General features: G+C 43.4%; 17 protein-coding genes. 9 read left to right on the forward strand and 8 right to left on the reverse strand.

The features are described from left to right. The first annotated feature begins 211 nt into the window (after positions 1 to 211). Positions 212 to 1,438: a sodium/glutamate symporter gene (gene gltS, locus AB4407_RS13810; protein WP_372120972.1), complete on the forward strand. Its 1,227-nt coding sequence runs from the start codon at positions 212 to 214 to the stop codon at positions 1,436 to 1,438. Positions 1,439 to 1,884: 446 nt separating this feature from the next. Here the strand turns inward: gltS and AB4407_RS13815 are convergent, their stop codons facing one another. Both AB4407_RS13815 and AB4407_RS13820 read right to left on the reverse strand, forming a co-directional pair. Further along, positions 1,885 to 2,541, reverse strand: coding sequence for an NAD(P)H-dependent oxidoreductase (locus AB4407_RS13815; protein WP_046223001.1), 657 nt, complete (start codon positions 2,539 to 2,541; stop codon positions 1,885 to 1,887). Positions 2,542 to 2,855: 314 nt separating this feature from the next. Beyond that, positions 2,856 to 3,722, reverse strand: a complete 867-nt coding sequence (locus AB4407_RS13820) for a hypothetical protein (protein ID WP_009846100.1) — start codon at positions 3,720 to 3,722, stop codon at positions 2,856 to 2,858. A 564-nt stretch (positions 3,723 to 4,286) separates the two neighbouring features. On the opposite strand from AB4407_RS13820, the gene AB4407_RS13825 reads away from it, so the two are divergent. The 3 genes from AB4407_RS13825 (at position 4,287) to AB4407_RS13835 (ending at position 8,090) form a co-directional block, all read left to right on the forward strand. After that, positions 4,287 to 6,173 (forward strand): PTS mannitol transporter subunit IICBA, encoded by a 1,887-nt coding sequence (locus AB4407_RS13825; protein WP_372120973.1) that lies wholly within the window; start codon positions 4,287 to 4,289, stop codon positions 6,171 to 6,173. 181 nt (positions 6,174 to 6,354) lie between these two features. Further along, complete coding sequence (locus tag AB4407_RS13830; RefSeq protein WP_372120974.1) at positions 6,355 to 7,503, forward strand: mannitol-1-phosphate 5-dehydrogenase; 1,149 nt, start codon at positions 6,355 to 6,357, stop codon at positions 7,501 to 7,503. Positions 7,504 to 7,553: 50 nt separating this feature from the next. After that, a complete protein-coding gene (locus AB4407_RS13835) occupies positions 7,554 to 8,090 on the forward strand; it encodes an MltR family transcriptional regulator (RefSeq protein ID WP_017100724.1) in 537 nt (178 codons plus the stop codon). Positions 8,091 to 8,126: 36 nt separating this feature from the next. On the opposite strand, the gene AB4407_RS13840 is transcribed toward AB4407_RS13835, so the two are convergent. The 4 genes from AB4407_RS13840 to AB4407_RS13855 form a co-directional block, all read right to left on the reverse strand. After that, positions 8,127 to 8,540: a glucosamine-6-phosphate deaminase gene (locus AB4407_RS13840; RefSeq protein ID WP_139683589.1), complete on the reverse strand. Its 414-nt coding sequence runs from the start codon at positions 8,538 to 8,540 to the stop codon at positions 8,127 to 8,129. A gap of 32 nt (positions 8,541 to 8,572) precedes the next feature. Next, the gene (locus tag AB4407_RS13845; RefSeq protein WP_372120975.1) at positions 8,573 to 8,848 is read right to left on the reverse strand and encodes a hypothetical protein; all 276 of its coding nucleotides are present in this window, start codon (positions 8,846 to 8,848) and stop codon (positions 8,573 to 8,575) included. 103 nt (positions 8,849 to 8,951) lie between these two features. Next, the gene (nagB, locus tag AB4407_RS13850) at positions 8,952 to 9,752 is read right to left on the reverse strand and encodes a glucosamine-6-phosphate deaminase (protein ID WP_019819998.1); all 801 of its coding nucleotides are present in this window, start codon (positions 9,750 to 9,752) and stop codon (positions 8,952 to 8,954) included. Between the two features lie 583 nt (positions 9,753 to 10,335). Next, positions 10,336 to 10,689 (reverse strand): DUF413 domain-containing protein, encoded by a 354-nt coding sequence (locus AB4407_RS13855; RefSeq protein ID WP_372120976.1) that lies wholly within the window; start codon positions 10,687 to 10,689, stop codon positions 10,336 to 10,338. Between the two features lie 156 nt (positions 10,690 to 10,845). Between AB4407_RS13855 and AB4407_RS13860 the strand changes: the two genes are divergently transcribed. Beyond that, on the forward strand, positions 10,846 to 11,736 hold the full coding sequence (locus tag AB4407_RS13860) for a LysR family transcriptional regulator (RefSeq protein ID WP_372120977.1): 891 nt from the start codon (positions 10,846 to 10,848) through the stop codon (positions 11,734 to 11,736). A gap of 184 nt (positions 11,737 to 11,920) precedes the next feature. Here AB4407_RS13860 and AB4407_RS13865 read toward each other — a convergent pair whose 3' ends face one another. Further along, a complete protein-coding gene (locus AB4407_RS13865; RefSeq protein WP_017061519.1) occupies positions 11,921 to 12,124 on the reverse strand; it encodes a hypothetical protein in 204 nt (67 codons plus the stop codon). A 232-nt stretch (positions 12,125 to 12,356) separates the two neighbouring features. On the opposite strand from AB4407_RS13865, the gene AB4407_RS13870 reads away from it, so the two are divergent. Both AB4407_RS13870 and AB4407_RS13875 read left to right on the forward strand, forming a co-directional pair. Continuing rightward, positions 12,357 to 13,733: an AlkA N-terminal domain-containing protein gene (locus AB4407_RS13870; RefSeq protein ID WP_372120978.1), complete on the forward strand. Its 1,377-nt coding sequence runs from the start codon at positions 12,357 to 12,359 to the stop codon at positions 13,731 to 13,733. An 82-nt stretch (positions 13,734 to 13,815) separates the two neighbouring features. Next, positions 13,816 to 14,298: a methylated-DNA--[protein]-cysteine S-methyltransferase gene (locus AB4407_RS13875; protein ID WP_372120979.1), complete on the forward strand. Its 483-nt coding sequence runs from the start codon at positions 13,816 to 13,818 to the stop codon at positions 14,296 to 14,298. Positions 14,299 to 14,411: 113 nt separating this feature from the next. Here AB4407_RS13875 and nhaD read toward each other — a convergent pair whose 3' ends face one another. After that, complete coding sequence (gene nhaD / locus AB4407_RS13880; RefSeq protein ID WP_372120980.1) at positions 14,412 to 15,851, reverse strand: sodium:proton antiporter NhaD; 1,440 nt, start codon at positions 15,849 to 15,851, stop codon at positions 14,412 to 14,414. Positions 15,852 to 16,276: 425 nt separating this feature from the next. On the opposite strand from nhaD, the gene AB4407_RS13885 reads away from it, so the two are divergent. Together AB4407_RS13885 and AB4407_RS13890 are read left to right on the forward strand one after the other, a co-directional pair. Further along, positions 16,277 to 17,014 (forward strand): nucleoside recognition domain-containing protein, encoded by a 738-nt coding sequence (locus AB4407_RS13885; RefSeq protein ID WP_372120981.1) that lies wholly within the window; start codon positions 16,277 to 16,279, stop codon positions 17,012 to 17,014. Then, positions 17,014 to 17,481: a YjiG family protein gene (locus AB4407_RS13890; RefSeq protein WP_004737023.1), complete on the forward strand. Its 468-nt coding sequence runs from the start codon at positions 17,014 to 17,016 to the stop codon at positions 17,479 to 17,481. Before AB4407_RS13885 ends, AB4407_RS13890 begins: the two co-directional genes overlap by 1 nt. The last annotated feature ends 87 nt before the right edge of the window (positions 17,482 to 17,568 follow it).

Raw genomic sequence — 17,568 nt, forward strand, 5'->3', positions numbered from 1 at the left:
CTTTTTAGAGGTGATTGTTGTCACAAATCCTTTGATCTCCTGTAAAAGTTAACGTGCCACTAACATGGCACCAAGTGAACGCAGTAATGTGTTCGCTTTTCGAATCTACAATTTCTCTCCAGTTTGTATAAATATAGGTAGAGCAGCACAGATAATTACAGATAAAACTAGACTCGTTAAGGAAGATGAGAACGTAAAAAATAGAGGTTATATGAATCAATTAATTTCAATTGGGCCACTAGAATCCTTCCTAATCGCGATTAGTGTTTTGTTTCTAGGTCATTTCGTCAATGCAAAGCTTCCTGTTCTCAAAAAGTACAATATCCCAGAGCCCATTGTCGGCGGCTTGATTGTCGCTTTTGCTATTACAGGTCTGCACTTTAACGGCCTTGATCTTGAGTTTTCTTTGCCCTTGCAGAACACCTTCATGCTGATGTTCTTTGCAACGGTCGGCCTTGCGGCTAACTACACACAGCTGATGAAAGGTGGTGCTAAGGTATTCCTATTCTTAGGGGTGGCTTCGGTTTACATCATTATCCAAAACGGTGTAGGCGTAACACTTGCGACGGCACTAGGCCTTGAACCCTTGATGGGTTTGATCGCGGGTTCTATCACGTTATCTGGCGGTCACGGCACCGGCGCGGCTTGGTCTCAAACCTTTGCAGATACGTTTGGCATTGCGAATACTCTAGAAATCGCGATGGCTTCAGCGACCTTTGGTTTGATTATCGGTGGTATTATCGGTAGCCCCGTCGCTCAAAAGTTGATTGATAAGAACCAGCTTGAATCTGAGTACGGCACTGGCACGCAAACCCACGAACGTTTTCCTGAACTTGTTACTTACAACGAATATGAAGAAGACAAAGTGACGGCGAAGAAGGTGATTGAAGTATTGTTCATTCTTCTTATCTGTATTACGGGTGCTAAATATTTAGAGCAGTGGGTAGCGACTTTTGAAATTTCTTGGTTGATGATTCCTGACTTCGTTTACGCGTTGTTTATCGGTGTGTTCATTACTAACGTTTTTGAAGTGACTAAACTGCATAAGACGGACAGCGAAACGGTTGATATTCTTGGTACGGTGTCATTGTCACTGTTCTTAGCGATGGCGTTAATGAGCCTGAAGCTGTGGAACATCTTTGACCTTGCGATTCCGTTCTTGGCTATCCTTGCGGTTCAGGCTGTGGTGTTAGGTATCTTCTCTTACTTTGTGACGTTCAAAGTAATGGGTTCTAACTATGATGCAGCGGTTATGGCGGGTGGTCACTGTGGTTTTGGCCTAGGTGCAACACCAACAGCGGTAATGAATATGGGCTCTTTGGTGAACCGATTTGGCCCGTCACCACAAGCCTTCATGGTTGTGCCAATCGTTGGTGCCTTCTTTATCGATATCGTTAACCTAATTATCCTGCAAGGGTACATCTCGTTTATCGGTTAATGTTCGTCTATGCCTAAATGCGATAAGCTAATCGCACTAAGATGAATACAAGAAAGCCAGTCAGTTGACTGGCTTTTTTTGTGCGTATTAATCACGGAGCCTGACCTTTGAGAGATTGTACGTGTTAACCTCAGCGTTCAGCCGTTATCGAATCTATGAGGTTCTGAACGGTCATTGTGTTTGAGTTATGGCCACCGTCTCACGTGAGTAAAGCGGCCTTGAAAGTTTACAATGGAAGATATATGGCCTCATCACATTATAAATATATGTATATAAGGGCTTTGGTAACAACGACAATGTGTGGGTCTTGCGGTGAACTTTTAATCGTAGAAGGCTAGGTTGGTTTCGTATATAAAAAAGGCCAGACGAGAGTCTGGCCAAATAAAGCAGTGCGATTTGTTTGTTTTAGCTATTACAGCGTAGTGACTCTTATAGCTTAGTAGCTGTTATAACGTAGTAACCACTTCATCAAGAGCTAGGCGCGCTTTTGGTTTACCGTGGTTGTAGTCTTCGCCGTCCTTGTGGTAGCCGATAGCTAGCGCTACATCAACAACGTGACCGTCTAGTTCGTCAGCAAACTCTTCGCCGATCATAGCGGCATCTACGCCTTCCATCGGTGTTGATGCAATACCAAGACGAGCCAGTGTATGCATGGTATTACCTAGTGCTATGTACACTTGAGACTTAGTCCAGTTACCGTTGAAACCCGTTTCGTCTGTGTTCATTTCTGCGAATGCGTAAGCACCTAAGAATTGCTCATACATTTCAGCGGGTAGGTGACCAGAACTTACTTCGGTGTCAGCACGCTTTGCGAATTTCTCTTTAGTGTACTTAGGATCGTGAGCAAACAGGATCGTATGTGACGCTTCTTTCGCATGTGGTTGGTTAAACTGGAACATGTTCTCGAAAGTATTGTGGAAGCGTTGTTTTGCTGCGTCACTCTCAATGATGATGAATTTCCAAGGCTGAGAGTTGATAGAAGAAGCTGATAAACGAAGTGCTTCTTTGATTACTTCCATGTCTTCCGCAGAGATGCGCTTTTCTGCATCGTATTTTTTAGCTGTGTAGCGAGTGTTTAGATCTGAAATGATTGGATGAGTCATGTTGAATCCTAATATCTATCAATATAAATGTTGTAGGGTTTTATGTTCGGTAACGTCAACAATAAACGGATAACGCATTTAGGCTATATCTCTATAGAAGTCGTTTCTAGAACAGTCAGCCTCTAAAAGACCGAACGCTTAAATGGCTATCGAACATGCCCCAATAAATCGGGTAGCTCAAGTCGATGGGTGTAAGATAATAGAAGAATGACTCGGGAAAAATAGCGAACACATCAAATTACTATGGTGAAAAATATCCATAATGATTTGATTAGTGTGATCTGGATGTGTGTTGGTTTTCGGAAATCAGCCAGTTAGTAAGCTTTGATTCCATATTGGCGTAATAAAGAGGGAAGTACGCTGTCGAGGTTTGGGATATCTTCAGGGTTAAGTTCAATCAAGCTAAAACCGTGCTCTTGGTAAACTTTCTTGGTCGCATTTCGTTTGTCTTCTTCTATAGGGCCTGAATCTGTTCCCCAGAACTGAATGTATACCTTGCCGCTTGGCAGGTAGAAATCGCTCATTACTTCTTTTGATATTGGGAGCGGACGTTCATAGGCATGAACCACTCCCGCCATATAAAGCCAGTTATCGATGATCAGCTCTCCCTTTGAACGTACATAATGTCCGTCTAAGGTTCGGTGTTTCGCCTCAAATTTCTGACGAAAGCTAGAAAACGAGACATCGGTAGAGTGGCTTTCAGCATCATGCCCTAGAAATTCGACAACAGACTGCTTCAAACGTTTGTTGCGAACCAACGAATCGTGCCATACCACAAATAGGTTTTGAGTCGCTTTATCTTCCCTTTGCTCACCACCGGCTTTTAAGCCTGTAGAGGTGACATGCCAACCATCTTCTTCACGTGTTATCCAACCAAGCTCGCTGAGCAGCAGGTTGATTTTTTTTGCGCTAAGTTGAAAGGCACTGCCTAGTTGAGTTGCCGTTAGCGTTTTTCCAGAGAAAGAATCTAGGTCGATGAGTAGTTTTTCTGGCCAGACAATAAAGACACCAAACTTCTTATGTTCGACATATTCCCCACCAAAGCTTTCGCCTCGTTCTGTGAGTACCCAACGCTCCTGTGAACGCACGATATAGCCAGCTGTTTTCAAATCACTGAATAGAGCCTTCGCTTCTATCCCTTTTTGTTTGGCTAGTGCTGATGTGGAAATCTTGTCTGGCATAGTCTGTTTCTCAATTAGCAGTAGAACTGCTGATTAATGTTGAGGGGCTGTTGTATAGGATAGGGAAATACAATAACACAACTGTTGATGCTAACTGCAGTTCACTGGTCTATGTTTTTAATGAGTGTTTGCTCTCTTTTGTATTTTTAGAAAAATGTAGCTTAATCTGTAATTAAATTACGTAATCAGCAGTTTAATTCATCTGGGTGCATGTTTTTCATACATGGTGCGATGCTCTTTTATACAGTTTATATGGTTTATAGATGCTATCTTTTACTAAGTGTGACTCCTGTCACTATTTATTTTTAAGTATTACAAAATAAAATGTGATTCATATCACCGCTAAATGGGAGCTATTCTCACTAATTTGTCTTTGTAATTTTAATTCATGGTGTTTTTGTGATCTAAATTGCCCTTGTTAACCCTAAAGTGTTTTTTGAGTGTGATGTTCATCACTAAAGTTGGGTCGAGGTGCATTTTAGAAATGTTGTGATACATTTTAATCGACTTTTGAGTAAACACTTTCGGTCATTTGACCAACCAATACATTACGGGGTTCTACCTATGTTATCACCAGAAGCTAAGATTAAGGTTCAAAACTTTGGTCGTTTCTTATCCAATATGGTAATGCCAAACATCGGCGCATTCATTGCGTGGGGTTTCATTACTGCACTATTCATCCCAACAGGTTGGTGGCCTAACGAAACGTTAGCATCAATGGTTGGTCCTATGATCACATATCTACTGCCACTTTTGATCGGTTACACCGGTGGTAAAATGGTTGGTGGTGACCGCGGTGCGGTAGTCGGTGCCATCACGACAATGGGGGTTATCGTTGGTACAGATATCCCTATGTTCATGGGTGCAATGATTGTCGGCCCTCTAGGTGGTATCGCAATTAAGAAATTCGATGAAGCTGTTCACGGTAAAGTGAAGAGCGGTTTCGAAATGCTAGTGAACAACTTCTCTGCTGGCATCATCGGTATGATCTGCGCAATCATCGCGTTTGTCGTGATTGGTCCTGCGGTTAAGATTCTATCTGGCGGACTTGCTGCTGGTGTTAACGCAATGGTTGAAGCAGGTGCTCTTCCTCTAGCTTCTATCTTTGTTGAACCTGCGAAAATCCTTTTCCTAAACAACGCAATTAACCACGGTATCTTCTCTCCACTAGGTATCCAGCAATCTGAAGAGATTGGTCGTTCAATCTTCTTCCTAATTGAAGCTAACCCAGGTCCTGGTTTTGGTCTTCTACTTGCTTACATGGTATTTGGTAAAGGTAGCGCGAAACAGTCTGCTGCCGGTGCATCTATCATTCACTTCCTAGGTGGTATCCACGAGATTTACTTCCCGTACGTACTAATGAACCCACGTCTAATTCTTGCTGTTATCGCAGGTGGTATGACGGGTGTATTCACTAACGTAATGTTTGACTCTGGTCTTATCTCTCCAGCATCTCCAGGTTCTATCTTCGCAGTTCTACTGATGACGCCAAAAGGCTCTTACCTAGGTGTCGTACTTTCAGTTATTGCTTCAACCGCTGTGTCTTTCATCGTAGCTTCAATCCTACTTAAGACTTCAGCTCAAGGTGGTGATGACGAAGATTCACTAGAAAAAGCATCTGCACAAATGAAAGACATGAAAGCGTCTTCTAAAGGTGCAACATCAGAAGCAAACGTGAATCTAGCCGATGTAAAAGCGGTATATGTAGCGTGTGATGCGGGCATGGGTTCAAGTGCGATGGGGGCGGGTTTACTTCGTAAAAAAGTAGCCGCAGCAGGCCTAGACATTGAAGTAACTAATTACGCAATCAACAATCTACCGGCTGATTCGCAAATTGTTATTACGCATAAAGACTTAACAGATCGTGCTAGTAACACAGTACCAGGTGCAATACACATGTCTCTGAGTAACTTCCTAGACGGTAGTGTCTATGACCAGCTAGTTGCAGAACTGACAAACGCGCAAAGTGGTGAAGCGAAAGTAGCTCCTTCAGCAGCGCCAGCACGAGAAGACAACAAGCTTGAACTGACTAACGACAGCATATTCCTTGGCCTTAAAGCGACTCAGAAAGAAGACGCTATTAAGTTTGCTGGCGACCAATTAGTAAAACTTGGCAACGTATTACCTGAATACGTAGACGGTATGTTTGCTCGTGAAGAGCTCGTGTCTACTTACTTAGGTGAGTCTATCGCGGTACCACACGGCACAATCGAAGCAAAACAATACGTACAAAAAACAGGCATTGTTTTCTGCCAATACCCTGAAGGTATTCAGTGGGGCGAAGATGAAGATGATGTCGCGAAGATGGTTATCGGTATTGCAGCACAAGGCGATGAACACAACATGGTGTTGATGGCTATTACCAATTCACTTGATGACGAAGAAGCAGTGGAATGCTTACAGAACACAACTAACCCAGATGATGTTCTACGTATTCTAAACGGAAACTAAAAGCTCTAGTCAAGCTCCTGAGTGAAGGAGGCCGGTATCCCCCTACTGGCCTCATTTTCGGTCTTAATCTCTCTAAGAGATTTAGTCTGAATAGCTTAGTGCTTAATGCCTAGCGCACATCGTCAAGGCATGTTGTTAAGCAGTTAGCTATCTAGATTCAAATATTTATAAGGTCAAAATTATGAAAGCGTTACATTTTGGTGCAGGTAATATCGGTCGTGGTTTCATTGGTAAGCTTCTTTCTGATGCTGGTATGAAGGTTACGTTTGCTGACGTAAATGAAACGGTTGTAAATGCGTTAATTGAACGCCAGGAATACCCAGTTAAGATTGTTGGCGAAGAGTGTGTTGTAGAAGTTGTTAAGAATGTGACAGCAGTAAACTCGGCGACAAGCGCAGTTGTAGATTGCATTGCTGAGTCTGATCTTGTGACGACAGCCGTTGGTCCTACGGTTCTTAAAATCATCTCTAAGTCTATCGCTCAAGGCATTGAAAAGCGTGCTGCAGAAAACAACACTGCACCAATGAACATCATCGCGGCAGAGAACATGGTTCGCGGTACTAGCCAATTAAAAGCAGCAGTGTTAGAGCACCTTTCTGACGAAATGAAAGCCTTCACTGAACAGCACATTGGCTTTGTTGATTCAGCGGTTGACCGTATTGTTCCACCGGCAGAAGCGGGCGAAACAGATCCTCTAGCGGTAACGGTTGAAACGTTCAGCGAGTGGATCGTAGACCAAACACAATTCAAAGGTGAGATTCCAAAGATCCCAGGTATGGAATGCACTGACAACCTAATGGCGTTCGTTGAGCGTAAACTGTTCACGCTAAACACAGGTCATTTGGTTACGGCATACCTTGGTGTGCTTGCGGGTCACGAGACAATCAAAGATTCTATCGAAGATGACTTAATTCGTGCTGAGGTAACAGCAACGATGGAAGAGAGCGGTGCGGTTCTGATTAAGCGTTACGGCTTTGACCCAGAAGCTCACGCTGCCTACATCCAAAAGATTCTAGGTCGTTTTGCTAACCCGTTCCTACGTGATGAAGTGGATCGCGTTGGTCGTCAACCTATTCGTAAGCTGAGCCCACAAGATCGCCTAGTCAAGCCACTGAATGGTACGTTAGAATACGGGCTACCAAATGCTCATCTAGTAAAAGCGATCGCCGCTGCGTTCCATTACAAGAATGAAGATGATCCGCAAGCGGTTGAACTTCAAGCAATGTTCGCAGAAAAAGGTTTTGCTGAGACATTAGCGCATTATTCTGAGCTGAATAGTGACTCAGAAGTTGTTAAACTAGCGGAACAAGCTTATCTAGCATTGAAATGATAAACCATCAAAGTGCCACACCAGTGGCACTTTATTCTTTTAGAGCAACCATGCCCATACATACAACACACGAATCAGATTTACTTGAAGAACTAGCCGAATCAGCTAATGCTGCGGAGTGCCTGCTGTGCGCCTACGATGTCTTAGAAGACATGCTGGACGCTTTGTTGAAAAGTATCTTCTATAAAGATGACTACGCAGTAAAATTTGTTGTTGACCCTCTCCTTACCACTGATGGCCCTTTAGGCGAAATTCTTGTTCGAACAAAACTATTGTTAGGGTTAGGTGTGATCAGTAAAGAGGTGTATGACGATATTGAAGTTTTCGTTACTCTAAAAGAGTGGGTAAATATTCAAGAAGGTCAGGTAAATTTCTGGGACCAAGATGTTGTTTTTGAACTTAATCGTATAAATGCTATTCAAAAAATGATGCCAATCGACTATGACCCGGAGTTGGTCGAAGGCATGTCTGATGATATGAAGCGTATGTTTTTAGAGCGTCACTTTCAAAAAGTGCGCTCTACGATAGTGCTAGCGGTTAATGATATACATCAGCAGTTAGCGAAAGAGAATGTCCTGACCTCTTAAGCTATTTTTAGGTAGTGAAAGTAAGTTCGGTGCTACTTATGACTCTACCTTTGCCAACCACAGATCACACTGAGCGATGAGCTCTTGCAAAAATAGAGTTGGGTTCGCAAGCTTTTCACTTCCTTTTATACTTGTTGTCGTTACCTGCCAAAAACTCAGTGAGACTAGGTTTCTTTTGTATAGAAACTCACTTAGCTCCGTTGATGAAAGCGGAAGAGATTCACCAAATACATCATGTAGCCGTTTTATAATCGGTTTTAACTCTACAATAGTGCCCTTTAGGAACTGCTCTGCAGTCTGGTCTTCAATGGCTTGGGCATCGCTAGAGCTGTTTTGTTTACAAAGTGCTCTAATCGATTGGTAGAGTGAATTTTCTAATCTTTGTACTGAAAGCAGAGCTTGTCCAAGTAGAGATAGTTGTTCACTGCTTAGGTTAGTTGTGTCTGTCATTTAAGTCAGTTCCTAATAAATTGAAGTCTGTTTTACCTGAATTTTGAGCTAGCTTGTTCGGGCGTATAGGTGTCTGCATTGAAAATAATATAGTCACCGCTTACCAATTTTGTGTATTGAACCTTGCCTTTAAATCCAATATTCCCCAGCTTTTTCAGAAGATTAGGCTTGGCGTTATCGTAGACAACATTTAAAAAAGGAAGGTGGCTAGAGTGAACTACGCCGTGTAGGTTAAACTCTTCTAATGCCTCTGAGAGGTGATCACTGTCAGTCAGTTCGATGACCTCGACAATTTCATTCAACAACATGTCTATTTCCATATTTTCTAGTTGATAACGATTGTGACATAAAAAAAAAACCACTTCCGATAGAAGAAGTGGTTTTAATTCTGTAATCAAGATCTACATCAAATTATAGGTCTTGAATGTTCTCAGCTTCTAACTCTTGGAAGTAGCGTAGAGTCTTAACTTTTAGCTCTTGTTGAGCGGGTTCATCAGCAACGATGATAGCTTTACGGTGCATCTGTAGAGCCGTAACAGTCCACATGTGATTTACAGAACCTTCAATAGCCATTTGAAGCGCTTGCGCTTTGTTGTGACCTAGAGAAAGGATCATCACTTCTTCTGCGTCTAGAAGAGTAGCAACACCGATAGTTAGTGCGTATTTAGGAACTTGGTTGATGTCGCCATCGAAGAAACGAGAGTTCGCAATACGAGTGTCTTCAGTCAACGTTTTGATACGAGTACGTGAAGATAGAGAAGAACCTGGTTCGTTGAATGCGATGTGACCGTCGATGCCTACGCCGCCCATGAACAGGTTGATTTTGCCGTATGAACGGATTTTCTCTTCGTATGCTGCACAGTGAGCATCGATGTCTTCAGCTTTGCCGTCTAGCAGGTTGATGTTTTCTGCTTGAATATCAACATGGTTGAAAAAGTTCTCGTGCATGAATGTGCGGTAAGACTCTGGGTGGTTTGGTTCGATACCAACGTACTCATCCATGTTGAATGTTACAACGTGCTTGAAGCTAACTTCGCCAGCTTTGTAAAGTTCAATTAGCTCAGCGTAAGTAGTTAGAGGTGTGCTACCAGTAGGAAGACCTAGTACAAATGGACGCTCAGCAGTTGGAGCGAACTTGTTGATAGAATCTGCGATGTGACGAGCAGCCCATTTACCTACTTTAGCTTTGTTGCTTAATGGAATAAGTCTCATTGATTTTGCCCCTAGAAATTAAATTTTATAGTGTTCTGAAACATTAATTCGCATTATAAAATAAGTTATCGAGTTCCGCTATTGTTTTAGGTCAAGTTTTTGCTTTTTTCGTCGTATCTGTGACTAGAACTCTCAAAATTGCACAATAATTGTATGGATATTTGGTGGCGTTAAACAAGATTAATACGCTTGTCATATACAGGAATGTTGATTTGATTCAGTGCCTGAAAGGGTTTGTTCGTTTCTGCAGCTTTACAAGCTTTGGCGCATTAAAGAGCTTTAGCGTGCTCACAGGCTTTGAGAGTATAGTTGAGGCGTGAAAAATAATGATGGCAATGTGCCACTATCGTGATAAAAGGAAGTTGCTAAGTGGGGTTCGAAGAATTTAGTTGGGTTAGATACCCGCCTGAGTGGCTGGAAATAGATGTTGATTCACGCTATCGCTATGAATTATCTATAAATATTGGTAAAACCGAACAGGTTAGCTAAACTTATCTATTACGAAGAAAAAGCGAGCTTGAAGTGTAAGCCTTGAAGGCAAAAAAAAGCCCAAAGTGATGAGGTATCACCTTGAGCGATTTTACTAATCTTCTAACACTAACTCACTTTCGTATTCTTCCCTAGGCACTTCGCCGCGTTTGCAGCCGTTTAGGGTATGAAAGCGACGGCGTCCACGAGCCAGTTGAATGTACTTCAACCAAACACGCTCTAACTTGGACTTTGCCTTATGAGGGTGAGACAACACTTTGATGAAGTGCTTTTCTTCTGAATTGCTTGGCGAAAGTTCGCCAGTCTCAAGTGCAAGCATGGTGTCACCAAACAAGGTTAGGATTTCCTCTTCTGAAAGAGTAAAATCACCCGACTTAGCAAACCCTCGTGGGAATTTAATGGTGTCATAAAAACGTTTTTTTCCGTGTCGGAATTCGGTCTCAGACATATCAGCCTCAGTAATGTGGTTAGATAGAAATTAGTGTTTATTGCTCACGCGAAAATATTGTTAAAAGGCTCAAATAGGAAGCAAAACGTTTTTGCCTTTACGATAAACAATCCTAGATCGGCTAGTTAGCAGATTTATTACAGAGATGTATTTTTGATGGATGTGAAAGTATTTAGAACCTTTCTTGAGGTTGCAAGGGTGCGCCATTTTGGACGCGCAGCTGAAAACTTGTATTTAACACAAGCGGCGGTAAGTGCGCGGATCAAACAGCTTGAAGGCTACTTTGATACTCAGCTCTTCATTCGTGACCGCAATAACATCAAGCTGACCTCTTCTGGTGAGCGTTTGATTGGTTATGCTGAAGTGATGGTATCCACCTTACAACAAGCCAAATTTGAGCTGTCGTTAGAAAGTGGAAAAGCGTTGCAGTTAACACTGGGTGGCACACCGAATATCTGGGATGCGTATCTACAAAACTGCTTAAGTGTGGTGACCGACTCTTTCGGTGGCTACGGCTTTATGGCCGAGGTGATGGGGCGCGAGCAACTGAACCGTAATTTGTTAGAACGAACCTTAGATATGGCTTTCGCTTTTGATCAGATCAAAGCGGAAGAGCTGAACTGTAAAAAAGTCGCTGATTTGGTTTTGGTGTTGGTATCAACACAACAAGATGATCTGGAATCTGTATTCCAACATAAATACGTTTATGTCGATTGGGGCACGCGCTTCGGTTCTGAACATGCCGAGCGTCACCCAAAAGTGCCCGCGCCGTATCTACGTACCTCTACAGCACGTATCGCGCTCGATTTTATTTTAGAGAAAGGTGGCAGTGCGTATTTACCTGTTTCTATGGTTGAACCTTTTATCGAGTCGGGTCAATTGCACAAGGTAACAGGGGTTGAAGACTGGTATCGCCCAATTTACCTGAGCTACCGTAAAAGCAGTACTTCGGTTGATGCGATCATGCAGGTTGAGAAGTTGGTTAATGAGATTGACCCATCGACTGCCTACACGTTGCAACAAGCCGCTGAACAAACACCAGAGTAATACCAATCGTAGTAATCAATATGCTTTGTTGATTAAATAAAAATGGCTCCTAACTAGTTATATAGTTGGGAGCCATTTTTGTTTTTAAACCAGAGATGATCTTCATTCCAAATCAGAGATAACTCTAACTCAGATAAAACTCCAATTCAGATAAAACCGTTTAAGCCTGGTATGTGTAAAAGCCCTATAGGTTCATTAGATTCTCGATAGACTCTTCAAGAGAGTGTGACATGTAAGAATGGATTTGATTGCCATCCGTTGCGTCAATCTCAATCATAGAAATCCCGTTGTCTGCTTTGTCTTCAAGAAAGCTGAGAGACTGCTCGACTGATTGACTGGTGAGAACCTGTTGGTTTGATAAAACAATACGACATGTGTGAAGAACCATAGCCTTTTCCTTATTATTCGATAGGTCTCTGCATCTTAATGTGCTGAGTACCGTTCGTTGACGTTGTGAGAATAATCCTTTCTCAAGGTTAAATTTAGTCGAATTGAGCAAAAAGAAAACCCTTTTTTGTGATTTATCTAACCTTCAGTTCCGAAAATGGCTAGCGACAATAACAGTTCACGGTAAACTTTTAGTTATTGGAGCAAAGTTTGGCTAATGGAAAGGACAAAGTATGTCTAAGAATATTCATCACAACAGTGCGTTAACGAGCGAGCAGTGCCATTTGGCTCGATATGCGCGAGATGCTCGCTTTGATGGAATGTTTTTCACAGCGGTGAAAACCACCGGGATTTTTTGTCGCCCAATTTGCCCTGCAAACCCGCCTAAAGAAGAAAATGTCGAGTATTTTTCTCATCAAGCTCAAGCCTTAAAAGCGGGGTATCGCCCTTGTCTACGCTGCCGACCAGATAGCGCACCTTTCTCTCCAGCATGGAAGGGCGTTGAAACCACTTTTTTGCGTGCGATGCAATTAATCGACAACGGTGCGCTGAATTCGGGGTCGATTGTCGACCTTGCCACTCGACTAGGCATCTCAGATCGTTATTTACGAACCTTGTTCGACAATTACATCGGCGTGTCACCAAAGCAATATAGCCTTTATAGCCAATTGATGTTTGCCAAGCAGTTATTGCACACCAGTAGCATGAGCATTACCGATGTAGGCTTTGCGAGTGGCTTTAATAGCACGCGTCGTTTCAATGATGCCTTTCTAAAAGAACTGCAGCTCTCGCCAAGCCAAATCCGACGTTCTAAGCCAAGTGGAAATTTGAGCAATCATATTCAGCTAGGCTTTCACGGACCATTAAACTGGAAGCATTTGCTGGATTTCTATCGACGAAGAATGATTGAAGGCGTAGAGGACGTTGGCGAAGACTATTATAAGCGCACGGTAAATGTGAACGGGTCAAAGGGTTGGTTCAAGGCGACTTTAGCCAAAGAAAACCGCTTGGATATTGAATTTGAGTTGGACGATATAAGTCAATTAAGAAGCTTGATTGCTAACATTCGACGCATGTTCGACCTTGATGTCGATATTGCCAAGGTCGAGGCCTTTTTTACAACCATTGACCCCAACTTGATGGCTAAGAGTGGCATCCGCATTCCTGGCGTGTGGAGTACTTGGGAAGCCGGAGTAAGAGCTATTCTCGGGCAGCAAGTCTCGGTAACGGCGGCGATTGGTCAGCTTAACTTGTTGATCAAAGAGCTTTCTGGTGAGCATGAGAAAGCCAGCTTCCCAACGCCTAAACAAATAGCTGATGCTGATGTGAGCTTTCTAAGAATGCCGGGAAGCCGCAAAGAGACCCTAAAGCGTTTTGCCCAATACATGGTCGTCAATGAAACTGAACACCCTTCCAAATGGATTGAACTAAAAGGCATTGGACCTTGGACAATTCAATACGCGCTACTTCGCGGGTTAAGCGAACCAAACCATCTGTTAGTTGGTGACTTGGTGGTGAAGAAATTCATCGAGCATCGCCCCGCCATAAATACACAGAGTGTTTCGCCTTGGGGAAGTTACGCCACGTTCCATTGTTGGAATCAGTCTTAAACGATGTTTCAGTGGAATAGAGATGCCTGTCTGATATAGAAAGCAATGAACAAACATTAGAAGTACTAAGCTAGGAGATATTATGGCTAACCGTTTTACTTATTATGAGAGCCCATTGGGAACCGTGACGTTACAGGCGAACGAAGAAGGGCTGCTTGGTCTTTGGTTTGAAACATACACTACCAAACCAGAGCTGTTAGGTGTTCAAGATGATAGCTTTCCGATCTTTGCGTTGGCTATCAAACAGCTCAATCGTTATTTTGCTGGTGAAGCTATCCAGTTTTCTGTGCCGATCGCAGCCAAGGGCACTCCGTTTCAGCAGTCGGTTTGGCAAGCGCTTACTACCATTCCTTATGGAGCAACATGGAGCTATGCTCAATTAGCTGATGCGATTGGTAACCCAAAAGCGGTGCGTGCGGTGGGCTTAGCCAATGGTAAAAATCCGGTGTCAGTGATTGTGCCGTGTCACCGCGTTATTGGTAAAAATGGAAAACTGACAGGGTATGCGGGCGGTGTAGAGCGTAAACAGCGCTTATTGGTGATAGAGGGAAGAGAGCAAGGCTAGCAAGCGATTTGGCAATAAGCCTGTCGAGATGCTGACCTGTAACCAGTGTCCAGCTGTGCAGTTAAGCAACGTCTGGACACGCGTTGATACGCCTTTAGTTGATGTGCCTTAGACTAGAACATATCACCGTTAAGCCATAGGTGAGCGGCGATACTGACCCCATAACCAATCATGATTACTGGCATCCATTTCAAATGGCCAAAGAAGGTGTACTTACCATGTGCTGCCCCCATTAATGCCACACCAGCGGCACTACCAATAGACAATAAGCTGCCGCCAACGCCTGCGGTTAGGGTGATCAGTAGCCAGTTGCCCATCGACATTTGGGGCTCCATGGATAACACGGCAAACATCACCGGAATGTTATCGACAATAGCCGATAAGATCCCCACCATGACGTTGGCCCAAATTGGATCCCACTGGCTATACATCACACCCGAAGCTAATTCCAAGTAACCAAGTAGACTCAAGCCACCGACACACATTACCACGCCGTAGAAGAACAAAAGCGTGTCCCATTCGGCATGAGAAACTCTTCGAAATACATCGAACGGCACAACAGAACCGAGTCGCTTCAGGGCGCCTTCATCGTTATTGGCGATCGCTACCGCTTTTTTCTTCGCGAGTGAGTTGGGTAAAGTCTTACGTAAGTAATAACCAAAGAACTGTAGATAGGCGAGTCCCATCATCATCCCCATCACAGGAGGGAAGTGGAGTACGGCATGGAAAGCAACCGCGGTCGCGATTGTCATGATGAACAAGAATACGATGCGCCTCGCACCACGTTTTAATTCAACGTGTTGATGGACTGTGTCGGGTTGAGTGGTAGGTACAAAGTAAGACATGATCAACGCAGGGACGAGGTAATTCATCACCGAAGGAATAAACAAAGGAATAAACTCACTAAAACTCACATAACCAGCCTGCCACACCATGAGCGTTGTGATGTCTCCGAATGGACTGAATGCACCGCCAGCATTGGCGGCTATCACGATATTCACGCAGGCTAGGTTGACGAATTTAGGGTTAGAACCTGCCACTTTAAGAACCACAGCGCACATCAGTAGAGCTGTCGTGAGGTTGTCGGCGATAGGTGAGATAAAGAAGGCCAGAATACCGGTTAACCAGAACAGAGAGCGGAAGTTAAAGCCTTTACCTACCATCCAAGCCTGAAGCGCATCAAACAGTCTTCTTTCTTCCATAGCGCTAATGTATGTCATGGCGACGAGTAGAAAGAGTAATAGTTCGGCGTATTCGAGTAAGTTGTGTTCGAGCGCTTGTTTGGCAACTTCAACAAGGTTGTGTTCTTGGTAAGTGAAACCAATGATTATCCAGATCAGGCCTGCAGCAAGCAAAACGGGTTTGGACTTTCGGAGCTTTAGGTATTCCTCCATCATCACCACGATGTAGGCGACAACGAAAATGGTCAGCGATAGGTAGCCAGCAAACGAGCTAGTTAGCTTGAGCGGTTCTCCTAACTGAGAAGTGGCTGCGCCTGCTACCGTAGAAAAAAATAATAAAGAGAGAACAGCAGAAAGCTGGATACCTAACATGGATTACGCTCCGAAGTTAATAAGTTATTAACACGGGTAAAAGCGTAGACCTAAATAATCATGTGCAGTGTGATAGATATCTTAATAATTCAATAGATTATAGTGAAAACAGTAGAGTGGGTGAAAACGTGAGATCACGATGAAGATTTCTTTGAGCTTTCTATTCGAAGCCTGATTATTGTGGCGATTATGTGCGTTTTTGGTTGCGGTGTTGAAGCTAGGTTTGTTTAGTTTTGTATGAGAAATATTCTAATTTCTTTAGCGTATGCCTCTGCTTTAAAATTTGAATCACAGTTTTATATGTTGCTTTGGTTCTTTTATTTAAACTTATGCGCTATTTGATTTTGGTCATTAACCTCTTGTTCATTAGTTTGCACTATCTATAAGTGTTCTGTTCCACATAAACGAGATGTATAGAGGTCCTTATGACTAATCCAACCAAAACCGATCGTAAAGTCACGATCGGCAGCTATATCGCACTCGCGTTCGCGATTGTGTTCTTTTCAGGCTTAATGCAGTCCAATGAATGGTATGGAGTGCTCGATTTTACGACGCTCAACGGTTCATTTGGGAAGGTCGCTTACGATGTGAGTGAGTCGGCTGATGGTATCCAAGCGGCAACGACGTCACTGCGTGGCAAAGGCGGTAGTGGTGCGCGTGACGGTTTCATTTTTGCATTGACACTTATTCCGACCGTGATGTTTGCACTGGGTATGATCAACGTTCTTGAGCACTACGGTGCACTGGACGCGGCTCGTAAACTACTGACACCTCTGCTTCGTCCTTTGATGGGCATTCCAGGTAACTCAGGCTTGGCACTGATTGCTTCTCTGCAAAGTACCGATGCGGGTGCTGCGATGACACGTCAGCTCAAAGATGAAGGGCATTTGACTAAGCGTGAAACCGATGTGTTCACCATGTTCCAGTTTACTGCGGGTGCGGCGATCGTTAACTTTTTCTCTTCAGGTGCGGTGTTGTTCACTTTAACGGCGATGGATGGTTCCTTGGCAGTGACATCGTCAATTGGTCTTGCTGTTGCGGTGATGTTTATCTTCAAATTTGTTGGTGCGAACCTATTCCGTATCTACCTCAATATTACTGAAGGCAAAGAAGACAAACCAAAAGTAGATAAAGAACAAAAACTGGAAGAGGAAGTAGCATAATGAGCGAAGTTAAAGCAAAGAAACCAATGGTTACTGATATTTTCGTTGAAGGTGCTAAGAAAGGCTGGGTCATTGCGACAACCTCTACAGTACCAAATGTTCTAATGGCATTCGTCATCATCAAAGCATTACAAATCACGGGTGCGCTTGACCTGATGGGCAGTGTGTTTGCACCTATCATGGCGGTATTTGGTTTACCGGGCGAAGCGGCAGCAGTATTGATTGGCGCGTGGATGTCGATGGGTGGTGCAGTCGGTGTGGTTATCACGCTATTTGACCAAGGCATTCTGAACGGCAACCATATTGCTATTTTGGCGCCAGCTATCTACTTGATGGGTTCTCAGGTGCAATATATGGGACGCATCATGGGACCAATTGGTACTGAAGGTCGTTATATCCCGGTTATGATCGCGATTTCAGTATTGAATGCGTTTGGTGCTATGTTTTTGATGAACATTATTTTGTAACGTGGCTTTGAACGGTTAGCTACTATTTGAACAATTAGTTATTAATAGCTTTTCGACGTTGAAAAAGAAGGTTCATCGCGGCTTTCC

The organism is Vibrio sp. 10N.261.46.E11 (assembly GCF_041472735.1).
GTDB lineage: Bacteria > Pseudomonadota > Gammaproteobacteria > Enterobacterales > Vibrionaceae > Vibrio.